The sequence below is a fragment of the Paenibacillus sp. S28 genome (assembly GCF_016624415.1).
Taxonomy (GTDB): Bacteria; Bacillota; Bacilli; order Paenibacillales; family Paenibacillaceae; genus Paenibacillus_AQ; species Paenibacillus_AQ favisporus.
Map to the genome: position 1 here is coordinate 317,900 of NZ_JACVTM010000003.1, position 12,877 is coordinate 330,776.

Sequence of the window (12,877 nt, forward strand, 5' to 3'; positions counted from 1 at the left end):
GGTAACTCTATACTAGCATAAAAAACGTCATCCGACGTATATTCAAGGCAGCCGGACGTCATCTGCCGATGATCTATCTTGCAATAAAAGGATGCCGAATAGCCGAGAAAAAAAGGGACTGCCTCAAAGGTTCGAACCATTTGAGAAGCAGCCCCTGTTTTTTTTTGGATAGATAAAAATGCTCTCGGATTACAGCGCTGTCCAGCCGCCATCAATGACGAGTTCCGCACCCGTCATAAATCTGGACTCGTCACTGGCCAGGAATACGACGCCATAAGCAACGTCTTCCGGCTCGCCCATGTAAGGAAGCTGGGTGTGCGCCTCATAATAAGGCATAGCGGATGCCATTGAAGGAGCGGTCATCGGCGTGACGATGATGCCGGGATGGACGGAGTTGACGCGGATCCGATCCTTGCCGTACTCGACGGCAGCGGATTTGGACAACGCGCGCAGCGCTCCTTTGGCAGCCGTATAAGGGCTAGAGCCTGCCATGCCCACAATGCCGCCGATGGATGAAATATTAATAACCGATCCGCCGCCGGCCTTTTTCATTTCAGGGATGCAGTATTTCATGCCAAGCACGCAGCCGTTCAGATTGATGTCCATGACTCTGTTCCACTCGTCCATCTCCATATCGGCCATCGTTTTGGGACTTGCGACGCCCGCATTATTCACCAATACATCTACTTTGCCGTAGAGCTCAACCGTTCTTGCAACGATCGCCTTCCATTCCTCTTCCGAGGTGACGTTCTGCTTCAGCGCCACTGCTTCGCCGCCGTTTGCGGTAATTTCGGCAACGATTTCATTGAGCTTCGCCTCGTTTAAGTCGGTTGCGACGACCTTTGCGCCTTCTTTGGCAAACAATTTCGCTTCCGCCGCACCCATTCCGTTTGCTGCCCCGGTGATGATCGCCACTTTGCCTTGTAATCTCATGCCAGATTGCCTCCCCAATATAAAGTGTAAACGAATCCTGCTTTAGTGAATTTTGTTTACATCGTGTAAAATAGTTCATATAATTATTAGCACACTTTCATGACGAATGCAATGGCGCTATATGCGGGCTCATTCCATCGAACTAGGTCCAGAGGGTTGCAGATAGCCTTGATCGGTGAACGGAAAACCGTTCATACGACACAGGGATTTAAGAGATTAGGGGGATACCCACTTGAATGATTTGCACCCATAATTAGAGCAGATTGAAATATTATGGAATTTAATCAGACGAGACGTGAGGGGTGCGCATATGTCCAGGTTTTTACTGCGATTTACAAGCATGATGTTGGTATTGTTGATTATGATGCCAGGGGGAAAGGCGGGGGTGGTCCGCGCGGAAAGCGACAGCCAGACGCATATGGAATGGTCCCGGGAATACGGCAGCTGGTCTGCCGGTGAAGGCGTTCTTCCCACTTCGGACGGCGGATACCTGGCTTTGGGCAGCTATACGGAAGTCGTGCCTGCCGGGGAGTGGGACGATTATGAGCAACAAGCGTATATCATGAAGCTCAGCCCGGAGGGAGAGGTGAAATGGGAGCAAAGGTTGGCTTACGGCGGTTCGAGCACCAATGAAGCGCTGTCCGCGATTGAAACCAGGGACGGCGGGTATCTCGTGTACGGAACATCCACCAATCAGGCCGGTGAGCCTTACAGCCAGATGTACCTGGCCAAACTGGATGCCGACGGCGGTCTGAAGTGGGACCGGACCCAGGATGATCCTTATATTTACAGCACACCGAAGGCAGCGGTGGAGCTGGAGGATGGAAGCTTCGTTATCGGCGGCAAGGGCATCTCCAAGATGGGATACGAGACCGCTTACGCGCTTAAGGTCGATGGGCAGGGACAGGAACTGTGGTATAACAAATACCGTTATGCGGAGAGCCAGTATTTTGATGATTTGATTCCGGCGGTCGACGGCGGATTGATCGCGGTGGGCGCGGTGAATACTCCGGAATACGAGGCAGGGGATCCGGACGCGCTGCTGATCGTCAAATTGAATGCGGATGGGCAGGAGGTCTGGTCTAAGCAGATCAGCGATCCCCACACGGACCGGGGCGCTTTCGCGGTCATCCCCGCGGGTGACGACGGTTATTTGATCGGCAGCCAGCGGGCGGTAGACCAGCAGCGCATTACGATTCTGACGAAGACGGATCTGAACGGGGAGCCGCAGTGGGAGAAGACGTTCAAGACGGAGGGCTCGGACTATGAGGTGTTTAACAATTTGATTCCGTTAGGCGACGGATACGCCCTGCTGGGGGGCCACTATTCGGGAAGCCCTTCGAACCGGAAAATCCAGTACGATGTGCTGACCGTGGACAGGGACGGTAACTTTCTGAACCGCCACTTGTTCAAGGAGGCTGCTTTATCCCGCTATGGCATCGGTGCCGCCGGTCCGGACGGAGGCGTCATCGTTCCCGGCACGGTACTGCGCGAGGAAACGACAAAGTTCCAGCTCATTAAGGTTGCCCCTTTTCAGGAGCAGGGGCCAGCAGGTGACCGCAAGCCGACAAGCATTGCTTTTTCCGGAAAGGAACTGAAGCTGAAAGAAGGGGAAACCGTTCCTTCCGTGCTTGAGGCGGTATACGAGGATGGATCGCACAGCGATCTGTCCACGGCGGCGGTGTACAGCATCGAAGATGCGTCCATTGCCGAGGCGGACTCTTCCGGGCGTGTCATCGGTGTCTCGCAGGGGAAAACCTATCTGCTTGCGGAATTCCAGGGGCTGAGCGCCAGGATCAAGGTCCAGGTGCTGCCTAAGGACAGCGACGAATTCGATAAGGTCAAAGGTCGGCTTCAACTGGATTCGGACGAGTATTCTTTGGCCGCCGGCACGCAGATCGATATCCGTCTGACGGTGCTGGATTACTTGACCGGCAAGGAGACCGACGTAACCAAGCAGGCGAAGTTCCGCAGCGAGAACCCAGATATCGCGGATATCGATGCGGAAGGAAATCTGGTCGGGAAGCGGGCAGGGAACACGACGATTTATGCTTTTTATAAAGGCAGCCATGTCATGGCAGACGTGCAGGTGATGCGCTCGGCCGGTTCGGAGCGTTAAAGAAAACGCAATTGGCCGGCGTCAGCGGCACTATAAGGGGAAGCGGAAATCTCCAATCGCCCCCTCCCATGAATAAACCCTGGAGAGAGGAAAAAAGACGGACCAGCTGCAGCTGATCCGTCTTTTTGCGTCCTTCGATCCTGATGACACTAGATCTTGATGGCTTCCGATACGCCTGTTAAGCGTTCTGCGCAAACGCCTCGGCTGCGGTGCACAGATAGTAGGACAGGCCGGTTTGCTGGGACTCCAGCATGTTCCGGTGAAAGTCATCCTGCAGGAAAAAACGCGCCTGCGCGGCAAATGCGTCCGGTCCGGTGTCATGTCCATGCTTCTTCAAAGCCTCCAGATGCGATGCGATCAGCTGCCGGATCTGCCCGTCGTCGTATTTGACGCCATCCATCAGCGCCTGCGCCATTCCGTTCATAAAGCGCACCGCTTCCGCGGCCTGCTCGTTCATCTCGACCGGATCCACCCGGTTTTCTTCCAGCATGTCGTATCCGTAATTCTCCTGGATATGGCGGTTCTGCTCCGCCAACGCTTCCTTCCATTCCTCTTCGCTTTGAAATCCTTGGAACATATCCTTCGTATTCATCGCTTTTCCCTCCCGTGTATGTTGAATGGACTCATCCAGCGTATGGACAAGCCGCTCGAGCCGGCTCATCCGGCCTAGGAGGAGTTCCCTTTGACCGGACAAAATCTCAGCTCTGCCCGGCTGATCCTCCAGCAGCTGCTTGATTTGCTCCAGCGGAAAATCGAGCTCCTTATAGAACAAAATGTGCTGCAGACGCTCCAGTTCTTCCATGCCGTATAACCGATATCCCGCCTCAGTAATCTCCCTCGGCATCAGGAGGCCGATCTTGTGGTAGTGGTGGAGCGTCTTGATCGTGACATTCGACAGCTCCGATACTTCTTTCACGGTGTACACCTGGTCATTTCCTCCTTTCGCGGTTAGTGTATAGCCTCCCCTAAGGTCAGAGTCAAGCAGGGAACCCGAAAAAATGAGTCATTGACTCTCCCCTTGGAGGAGGCTGCATCATGGAATCCGAAACGCACATGATGAAATCCAAACCAGGAAGGGAGTCTAACATATGTTCGCTTCGTTAAAGCTGTTACATCATCCATGGATTCGGATCGTCCTCATTTCCAATCTGCTGACGCAAACCGGTATTTGGGTCCGGAACTTCGCGGTGCTGCTCTATGTGGTTAACAAGACTGGCGGCGACGCCCTCGCCGTCTCTATGATCTCGGTTGCCGAGTATGCTCCGATGTTGGTATTTGCCTTGATCGGAGGCGTGTTCGCCGACCGGTGGCGGCCGCGCAGAACGCTGATCTGGTGCGATGCGCTCGCCGCCGTCACCATCTGGATCGTCCTCGCGGCCATGAAATCGGGTGCCTGGGAAGCCGTGTTCTTCCCGACGCTGGTATCCGCCGTGCTGTCCCAATTGTCGCAGCCATCAGGAATGAGGCTGTTTCAAGAACGGGCCGCAGCGGACTTGATCCAGCCGGCGATGTCCATGCTGCAAACGATATTTGCCGTGTTTATGGTGCTCGGCCCCGTTCTTGGGACATGGGTGTATCAAACCTTCGGCATCGGCGTTTCCATGGGCTTGACCGGGACTGTTTTTCTGCTGTCCGCCGCCGTGCTGGGATGGATTCCAGCCGATTCCAAGGCCGAAGGGGGCGGCCGAAGAAAAGAAACCTCGGTATTCCGGGAGATGAGGGACGGCATCCGTTATGTCACTTCGAACCGCGTACTGGGTCGGCTCAGTCTTTGTTTTGCGGCTGTCGGTCTGGGGATCGGCCTCATTTCGCCGCTAAGCGTCTTCATCGTGACCGACAAGCTCGGTCTTCCCGCCGATCACCTGAAATGGCTGTCCATCCCGTATGGTGCCGGGGAGATTGCCGGAGGGATCGCCGCGTTTGCGCTGGCCGGCCGCATGGTTCCCCAGAAGCTGCTGATGCTCGGCCTGATCGTCAATGCAGCCGGGATTGCCGTCACCGGATGGTCCGGTATGCTGTGGCTCACGATGCTAGCCCAGTTCGTTATCGCCCTGCTGCAGCCGGCGATATTCATCGGTAACCAAACGCTCGTCATGCAGCATACGGAGCCCGAATACATCGGACGGGTGAGCGGAATCCGTACGCCGCTTATGACGGGTGCCATGCTCTTGATGATGAGCCTGTCCGGCGTGCTCGCCGGCCGCTTACCGCTCGGAATCATCTACAGCTTGGCAGGCTTGTGCCTGCTGATCGGCCTGCTTATCGTGCTCCCACTGTACCGGCAACGGGAATCCGCTCCCGCAAGCCGGCCAGAGTAACGGATCAAGCTCGGCCGGACAGGCCGGGCTAATCCGCCTTAGTCGTATCCGGATCCAACCGGCGCAGAATTCGGGTCATCTTCTCAAGGCAGAAGCCGAGATCGCTTCGGTCCTCCTCGCTAAGACGGTCCAGCTGCTGGCTCAGCTCGTGGTGGAAGGACTCCCACCGGCTGCTCACGATTCGCCGGCCCTTCTCGGTCAAGGACAGTCCGATCTGACGCTTATCCTGAGGGTCAGGCTGCTTGGTGAGGCATTCCTTCTCTTCAAGCTTGGCGATCAGGGGCGTAAGCTGCTGCTTGGATATGTGCAGATGTTTGGCCAGAAGGCTCATCGAATAACTATCCGGTTGATGATATAAAGCCTCGAGCACGTGGTACTGCAAATGCGTCAGCTCAGGCATCAATTGCCGCGCCGAAGGCATGTCAAAGCCGCGGTGGAGCAGCGGGATCAGCTGAATATAAGCTGCGGCAAGCCTGGAGTTGTCTGAATTCATGGCGTGTTCTCCTTCGTTCTCCTTCATCCCTGTCCATTTGACAGGTAGTAAATATTTATTTATATTATTCACGTATTAACGCAAAATATCAACAGCAATAGTAAATAATTATTAATTAAAACGGGACAGAGGAGGAACCCTAATGACCCGCAGCATGGCCAATGATTCAATTAATCGCAAGAGCGGCGGTCCTCGCCGGAGGGGAATCAACTATGATGTCGGAACGTACACCCGCGGACCGGATCAGCCCTCCTCGAGAGAACTTTTTGATCCGGAGACCGTCCGGAAGGAAATGGAGATCATCCAGAGCGAGCTGCACTGCACCAGTATCCGTATTTCGGGCAGGGATGTGGGCAGGCTGGTGGCGGCTTCGGAATGCGCTCTCCATCAGGGGCTCGAGGTGTGGTTCTCCCCGGCTCTTATCGATGAGGAAGAACAAGCGATGCTTGAGTACTACAGGGAATGTGCAATCGCGGCGGAGACGCTGCGGCGAAAAGGAGCGGACGTCGTGTTTGTGGCTGGATGCGAGCTGAGCCTGTTCATGAAAGGGATATTGGAAGGAGCTACGTCCTTCGACCGGATCGGGGTGCTGATGAGCCCTTGGCGGCTGCTCAAATACACCATTCGAAAGGGAGCTTTTCATAAGCGTCTGAACGCTTTTCTCAGCAAAGCCGTGAACGTGATCCGGCAGCATTTCCACGGGCAAGTCACCTATGCTTCCGGTACGTGGGAAAATGTGAATTGGGGTCCCTTTGACATCGTTTCGGCCGATCATTACCGCGATGCGTATAACGATAAGCGCTACCGGGAGCAGCTGCGCGCCTATTTTAAGTACGGGAAACCGGTTGTCATCACGGAATTCGGATGCTGCACCTACGAAGGGGCGCAGGACCGGGGTGGTTATGGCTGGAACGCCGTAGATCATGGACATTCGCCCAAGCGGCTGGGGGAGGGCATCGTGAGGGACGAACAGGTGCAGGTCCGGTACATGAGGGATCTTTTCGATATTTTTCAGGAAGAAGGGGTGGATGGAGCCTTTTGGTTTACGTTTGCCATGCCAAGCTATCCGTATGATGAAGAGCCGGCCTTTAACTTGGATACGGCGAGCTACAGCGTCGTGCGCACGTTCAAAGACGGGCGGACAGGGGTGGTCTATCCCGGGATGCCGTGGGACACGAAGGCTTCGTTTTCGGCACTGGGCGAGCTTTATGATCGGCCGTAGGAATCCGGCAAGCGTACCATCCGCTCATTGACACGGGCATGCTGAAGCTATATATTCAGGGCAGCATCCTGCCGACCAGGCGGGATAACGTCGGTACTTTTTTTCTCGAACATGAGGGGGGTGAAGCGCTTTGGAAGATCATGCTTTGAAATATGATCCCGAAGAGTCGGGCTCGAAAATTTGCGAGGTTCTGCAAATCCTGAAGACCAAATGGGCGTTCCTCGTACTGGATGAACTGCTGAAGGGCCCGCAGCGGTTTAATCAGCTTCAGCGCAATGCGTCCGTGATCAAAACCCAGTCGCTGACGGATACGCTCCGGCATCTCGAACGGATGGGACTTGTGAACCGCGAGGTGTTCCCCACGGTCCCGGTGACCGTCGAATATTCGCTGACGGAGAAGGGCGCCGATTTCCAGCTCGCCTTAAAGGAAATGGAGCGATGGGTGGATAAATGGGGCGGACGAAACCCGGCTTCAGCCGAGTAATGAAACAAAGCAATAGCTCAAATGTTACTTCAAGGGCTGCACGGCATGGCTTTCGTCTGAGGGTCGGCCTGGTAAGCCCTTTTTGTTGTGTGCAAAATAGGGTTTGACATTGACGCTGCGTAAAGGTGTACAGTGAAACCGTCAGGAGGTGACCCCATGGAATACACCGTACAGAAGCTGGGAAGGCTCGCGGGCGTCAGCACCCGGACCCTGAGGTACTATGACGAAATCGGTCTTCTTAAGCCGGCTAGGATCAATTCGTCAGGGTACCGGATTTATGGGGAGGATGAGGTGAACAGGCTGCAGCAAATTTTATTTTTCAGAGAGCTGGACGTAAGCCTTGACCGCATCAAGGAGCTGATGTCCTCACCTTCTTTTAACAGCAGCGAAGCTCTGAAGGAACATCGTGAGAAGCTTCTTGACAAACGCAGGCAGCTGGACCGGCTGATTACCAACGTGGAACGGACGATCCAGTATCAGGAAGGGAGAATGAACATGACGGATCAGCAGAAATTTGAAGGTTTCAAACAACAACTCATTGACGATAACGAACAGAAGTACGGCAAGGAAATCCGTGAGAAGTACGGGGATGCGGCCATTGAACGTTCCAACGCCAAGGTGAAAAACATGACCAAGGAGCAGTATGAAGAGGTATCGCGCTTGGCCGATGAGGTGCTGTCCACGCTTGGGCAGGCTTATCAAACCGGAGATCCTGCCGGTCAGCTCGCCCAGAAGGCGGCTGACCTCCACAAGCAGTGGCTGACGTACTACTGGAGCGATTACAGCAAAGAGGCGCATGCCGGGCTGGCCCAGATGTATGTGGACGACGAGCGCTTCAAGGCTTACTATGATGCGAAGCAGCCGGGAGCGGCGGAGTTTCTGCGGGACGCGATTCTGGTCTACACAGGGATGGCGAAGTCCTGAACCGGGACTGCGAAGTGACCAAGTAAAAAGAATACCAAGCAAGGAAAATAAGATCGCCTAAACGGCCTGGGAAGACTAGACGGAAGGGCGGTTTTTTTTTGTAAAATATGGATTCAGGACGCCGCAGTTCATGAATAAAGAATGGAAATGTACAGCTGACCTTCCCGCAAGAAACCGCAAACGTTTGGTGCCGTACCTAAAAGCCCTGATGGGGCTTTTTTTGCTGGGAGGACGAAGAACCTTTCCCTATGCAGCTATAGGCACCTTCAATGAGTAAAAACGTTTCGGAATAAAAAGGTGATGTAAGCGCTTAAAAAAAGGTATTGCCAACTCGAAATACCCTTGCTATAATCGCCTTGAAAAGGTTTTCTTAAAAAGGAAGTTGCCTACATGAAACCAACAATCAGAGATGTTGCCAAAATGGCCGGTGTCTCCATCAGCACGGTCTCGCGGGTCATGAACTCGCCCGAATCGGTGGTGGAGGCCAAGCGCTCACGCGTACTCGAAGCGATCGAGAAGCTCCAGTATCAGCCGAATGCCTTTGCCAGGGGACTGATCTACAGAAAGTCCTTTACCCTCGGGCTCCTCATCCCGGATATCGAGAACATGTACTTTGCCGGGATCATCCGGGGGATGCAGGACGCCTGCGTCAAGCTCGGATACAGCTTGATGATCTGCAACACCGACCGCGACAAGGACCGTCTGCTGTCGTACATCGACGCCTTCCGCGAGAAGCAGGTGGACGGCATCGTCTTCGCCAGCGATATCCTGTATCCGGAGTACTATGAGAAGCTTACCGCATGCCGCATCCCGTTCGTGCTGCTGTCCTCGCATTCGGACGAATTCGAGGTTCCGAGCGTCGAGGTTGACGACGAGGAGGCCGCCTATGAGGCCGTGAAGTTCCTCATTGAGCTGGGCCACCGGGAGATCGGTATGATCGGCTTCAACCATGTGAACTCGGTATCGGGGCCGCCGCGTTACGAAGGCTTCGTCCGGGCCATGAAGGAAGGCGGGCTCACCCACAACATCGGAAAGGTGGCTTATGCGGAGCACCGGTTCGAGCAGGCTTACCATGCGTCGCACGAGCTTTTTTCCGCCCATCCGGACATTACGGCCGTATTCTGCGTGGCGGACGAATTCGCCATGGGGACGATCTCGTATCTGAAGGACCGGAATATTCTCGTGCCGGGTCAGGTGTCGGTCGTCGGGTTCGACAATCTGCGGATGGCGAATATGTTCATTCCGAAGCTGACGACGGTGGCCCAGCCGATTTACGAGCTCGGATACCGCGCAGCGGAGAAGCTTCATGAACTGCTTACGACAGGCAGTGTGAAGGTCCCAAAGGAGATGATGAAGCATAAGCTGATCGTAAGGGAGTCATCCCGCCAGAGATAAGCAGATCTTTTTTAGAGATCAGAAAGTAAAAGCTTCGGAGCTTCCGCTTCCAGATCTCGCAAGAAAAACTTCCGCTAAATGCGGTCCGTCTGCTGTGAAGTTACGTCGATAGCTCTTTTTTTTACACGATACTGAAAAGCTTTTCAGAGGGAGATTTCCTCCCGGATTCATGTAAGCGTTGTATTTGACGAATATGTTCAATGGTATATGAACTGGATGTTTCAGGAGGGCTCCGAATTCAATTCTGTGAAGGGGGTGAGCGGCCGCTAAGCTAGGAACCCGTGATGGCATCCGTAACCTGAATCAGGAATCATGAATCGTTTTCTAAATGAAGAAAAGGGGATGTTCCAAAATGAAAAAAACATCAAAGCCCAAACTATCGCTGCTGATGGTGCTGGGACTGTCGTTTACAATGGTGATGAGCGCCTGCGGAAGCAGCAAGGATGCAGGTCCTTCGGCAGAACCTGCTGGTACGGCGTCTAACAACGGAGGTTCGACAGCGGCGGCAACCGAGCCTGCGGCCACACCGGGTTCGCCGCTGGAGGAGGCGCTTCAGGGCAAATATAAAGGCACCAAAGTGACGATGTTCGGGCCGTTTGTGGATGCGGACCAGAAGAAATTCGAGTCCAGCATCAAAGACTTTGAGGATAAAACGGGCATCGATATTCAATATGAAGGTTCCAAGGAGTTCGAGGCGACCATCAACGTCCGCGTGGACGGCGGCAATGCGCCGGATATCGCCGACTTCCCACAGCCAGGCCTGCTGGCCTCAATTGCCAAGACCGGCAAAGTGGTGGATCTGACCAAAGTTCTGGACCAGGAGAAACTGAAGAAGAACTACAATCAAAGCTGGCTCGACATGGGGACGATGGATGGCAAGGATGGCAAAATTATGGCCGGTATCTGGAACCGCAGCAACGTGAAGAGCTTGGTCTGGTATCCGAAAAAGCAGTTTGAGGAAGCCGGCTACAAAGTTCCGGAAACTTGGGACGAAATGATGGCTCTGACCGAGCAGATCGCCAAGGACGGAGACCCGGCATGGACGATCGGCATCGAGAGCGGCGCGGCTACCGGCTGGCCGGGAACCGACTGGATCGAAAACATTATGCTGCGCACGACAACACCTGAAAACTACGACAAATGGGTCAAAGGCGAGCTGCCTTTCACATCGCCTGAAGTGAAAAACGCTTTTGAGCTCATGTCCAAAATCTGGATGAACAAGGACTATGTGTATGGCGGCACCAAATCGATCGTGACGACCGCTTTCGGCGATGCGCCGAAGCCGATGTTCGAGAATCCTCCGAAAGCCTGGTTCAACCTGACAGGCAACTTTATTACGAGCTTCTTCCCTGAAACGGCCAAGGTCGACCAGGACTACGACTGGTTCTACCTGCCGCCGATCGATTCGAAATACGGCAAACCGGTGCTTGTGGCCGGAGACATCTATGCCATGTTCAACGACCGTCCGGAAGTCCGCGCGGTGATGGAGTTCTTCACGACCGGCGAATCGATTAAGTCGTGGGTGCAGTCCGGCGGCGTGATCGCTCCGATGAACGACGCTTCGCTCGACTGGTACACATCCGAGTCCGACCGCCGCATGGCGAAGCTGGTCCAGGATGCGACGACCCTCCGTTTTGACGGTTCCGACCTGATGCCGGGCAAAGTGGGCGCCGGCACGTTCTGGAAGGGCATGACCGACTATGTCAGCGGCACCGCGACGCTGGATGAGGCGCTGAAGCAAATTCAGGCCGGCTGGAACAACTAACCGCAGCCGCTTAGCTTTTTGGCAGCGGAGAAGCAGGGATGGGCAACCAAAGAGGCTGATCGGGTTTAGCGATCCGTCGGCCTCTCTTTTTCCTCCCCGCGTTTGATCTACCCATGAAGTCGTCTGTTTAGGAGGATACCTATGAATACGCAAACGAAACCGGGATTCAGCATCAAGGCGCTGCTCATCTTTCTGGGCGTCCTGATCGCCAATATCGCCGTCAACGGCGTGATTTTCGTCTTTTTCCGGGATTCGTCCCTGAACCCGCTGCTTACCGCAGTGCTGGCCGTTCTATGGGGCGTTCTGGGCGTTTACTTGATTTACTATACGTTTACCTGGGCGGTGGAGAAGTTTCCCGACCGGATCAGCCGCAGCGTGCTCCCGTATGTGTTTATTGGGCCGGCGGTTCTGGTGCTGGGCTGGCTGCTCGTGCTGCCGGCGCTGCGTACGCTGTACCTGAGCTTTTTCAATGCGTCTTCTGATAAGTTCGTCGGTCTGGGCAACTATGTGGCCATTTTCAGCGACCGGCTGCTCGCGACCGCGCTGCGCAACAACCTGCTGTGGGTTTTCGTCGGAACACTGGCGTGTGTCGCCTTTGGGCTGCTGATTGCCATTCTTGCAGACCGGAGCAGTTATGAGCGGATCGCAAAATCGATCATTTTCATGCCGATGGCCATTTCCTTCGTGGCGGCCGGCGTCATCTGGAAGTTTGTGTACTATTACCAGCCGGGAGACGAGCAGATCGGCCTCCTGAACGCCATCGTCATGGCGCTCGGCGGTGAGCCCCAGGCCTGGGTCAGCATGCTCCAGCCGTGGAACAACTTCTTTCTGATCATCATCCTGATCTGGATGCAGACGGGCTTCGCCATGGTCATCTTCTCGGCGGCCATCAAGGGCGTGCCGGACGATATTCTGGAAGCCTCCCGCGTCGACGGAGCCGGCGAAATCCGCATTTTCTTCCGCATCATCATTCCGTTTATTTCGACGACGATTCTGACCGTCACGACGACGATCATTGTGTTCACCTTGAAAATTTTCGATGTGGTCATGGTCATGACGGGCGGACAGTACGGCACGGAAGTGGTGGCGACCCAGTTCTACCGGCAGTTCTTCATGTACCGGAACTTCGGCTACGGCTCAACGCTGGCCATCGTGCTCCTGATCGCCGTCCTGCCGGTCATCATCATCAATTTGCGCCAGTTCCGCAAGCAGGGGGGATTCTGA

The 12,877-nt window shown here is 54.7% G+C and carries 12 protein-coding genes; 9 read left to right on the forward strand and 3 right to left on the reverse strand.

Features of this window, described 5'->3' with window-relative positions; genetic code table 11:
- Positions 1–189: 189 nt before the first annotated feature.
- Complete coding sequence (locus IAE55_RS10070; protein WP_145159875.1) at positions 190–933, reverse strand: SDR family NAD(P)-dependent oxidoreductase; 744 nt, start codon at positions 931–933, stop codon at positions 190–192.
- Between the two features lie 385 nt (positions 934–1,318).
- On the opposite strand from IAE55_RS10070, the gene IAE55_RS10075 reads away from it, so the two are divergent.
- The gene (locus IAE55_RS10075; protein WP_200631953.1) at positions 1,319–3,052 is read left to right on the forward strand and encodes a hypothetical protein; all 1,734 of its coding nucleotides are present in this window, start codon (positions 1,319–1,321) and stop codon (positions 3,050–3,052) included.
- 178 nt (positions 3,053–3,230) lie between these two features.
- Here the strand turns inward: IAE55_RS10075 and IAE55_RS10080 are convergent, their stop codons facing one another.
- The gene (locus IAE55_RS10080) at positions 3,231–3,977 is read right to left on the reverse strand and encodes a MerR family transcriptional regulator (protein ID WP_145159871.1); all 747 of its coding nucleotides are present in this window, start codon (positions 3,975–3,977) and stop codon (positions 3,231–3,233) included.
- Between the two features lie 163 nt (positions 3,978–4,140).
- Between IAE55_RS10080 and IAE55_RS10085 the strand changes: the two genes are divergently transcribed.
- Positions 4,141–5,370 (forward strand): MFS transporter, encoded by a 1,230-nt coding sequence (locus IAE55_RS10085; RefSeq protein ID WP_145159869.1) that lies wholly within the window; start codon positions 4,141–4,143, stop codon positions 5,368–5,370.
- Between the two features lie 28 nt (positions 5,371–5,398).
- Here IAE55_RS10085 and IAE55_RS10090 read toward each other — a convergent pair whose 3' ends face one another.
- Positions 5,399–5,863, reverse strand: coding sequence for a MarR family winged helix-turn-helix transcriptional regulator (locus tag IAE55_RS10090; RefSeq protein ID WP_186327384.1), 465 nt, complete (start codon positions 5,861–5,863; stop codon positions 5,399–5,401).
- A gap of 142 nt (positions 5,864–6,005) precedes the next feature.
- On the opposite strand from IAE55_RS10090, the gene IAE55_RS10095 reads away from it, so the two are divergent.
- The 7 genes from IAE55_RS10095 (at position 6,006) to IAE55_RS10125 (ending at position 12,877) form a co-directional block, all read left to right on the forward strand.
- Positions 6,006–7,085: a hypothetical protein gene (locus tag IAE55_RS10095; protein ID WP_200631958.1), complete on the forward strand. Its 1,080-nt coding sequence runs from the start codon at positions 6,006–6,008 to the stop codon at positions 7,083–7,085.
- 130 nt (positions 7,086–7,215) lie between these two features.
- Positions 7,216–7,569, forward strand: a complete 354-nt coding sequence (locus IAE55_RS10100; protein ID WP_234489423.1) for a winged helix-turn-helix transcriptional regulator — start codon at positions 7,216–7,218, stop codon at positions 7,567–7,569.
- A 156-nt stretch (positions 7,570–7,725) separates the two neighbouring features.
- Positions 7,726–8,493 carry a MerR family transcriptional regulator gene (locus tag IAE55_RS10105; RefSeq protein WP_145159865.1) on the forward strand — a complete coding sequence of 256 codons (768 nt, stop codon included), beginning with the start codon at positions 7,726–7,728 and terminating at the stop codon, positions 8,491–8,493.
- Between the two features lie 130 nt (positions 8,494–8,623).
- Complete coding sequence (locus IAE55_RS10110) at positions 8,624–8,770, forward strand: hypothetical protein (protein WP_200631959.1); 147 nt, start codon at positions 8,624–8,626, stop codon at positions 8,768–8,770.
- A 113-nt stretch (positions 8,771–8,883) separates the two neighbouring features.
- Positions 8,884–9,888, forward strand: coding sequence for a LacI family DNA-binding transcriptional regulator (locus tag IAE55_RS10115; RefSeq protein ID WP_145159863.1), 1,005 nt, complete (start codon positions 8,884–8,886; stop codon positions 9,886–9,888).
- A 352-nt stretch (positions 9,889–10,240) separates the two neighbouring features.
- Complete coding sequence (locus IAE55_RS10120) at positions 10,241–11,653, forward strand: ABC transporter substrate-binding protein (RefSeq protein ID WP_105441613.1); 1,413 nt, start codon at positions 10,241–10,243, stop codon at positions 11,651–11,653.
- A 141-nt stretch (positions 11,654–11,794) separates the two neighbouring features.
- Positions 11,795–12,877, forward strand: coding sequence for a carbohydrate ABC transporter permease (locus tag IAE55_RS10125; protein WP_200631960.1), 1,083 nt, complete (start codon positions 11,795–11,797; stop codon positions 12,875–12,877).

Coding starts and splice junctions, on each gene's coding strand:
- IAE55_RS10070 (WP_145159875.1), bottom strand. CDS start 933: ATGAGATTACAAGGCAAAGTGGCGATCATCACCGGGGCAGCAAACGGA.
- IAE55_RS10085 (WP_145159869.1), top strand. CDS start 4,141: ATGTTCGCTTCGTTAAAGCTGTTACATCATCCATGGATTCGGATCGTC.
- IAE55_RS10090 (WP_186327384.1), bottom strand. CDS start 5,863: ATGAATTCAGACAACTCCAGGCTTGCCGCAGCTTATATTCAGCTGATC.
- IAE55_RS10095 (WP_200631958.1), top strand. CDS start 6,006: ATGACCCGCAGCATGGCCAATGATTCAATTAATCGCAAGAGCGGCGGT.
- IAE55_RS10105 (WP_145159865.1), top strand. CDS start 7,726: ATGGAATACACCGTACAGAAGCTGGGAAGGCTCGCGGGCGTCAGCACC.
- IAE55_RS10110 (WP_200631959.1), top strand. CDS start 8,624: ATGAATAAAGAATGGAAATGTACAGCTGACCTTCCCGCAAGAAACCGC.
- IAE55_RS10115 (WP_145159863.1), top strand. CDS start 8,884: ATGAAACCAACAATCAGAGATGTTGCCAAAATGGCCGGTGTCTCCATC.
- IAE55_RS10120 (WP_105441613.1), top strand. CDS start 10,241: ATGAAAAAAACATCAAAGCCCAAACTATCGCTGCTGATGGTGCTGGGA.
- IAE55_RS10125 (WP_200631960.1), top strand. CDS start 11,795: ATGAATACGCAAACGAAACCGGGATTCAGCATCAAGGCGCTGCTCATC.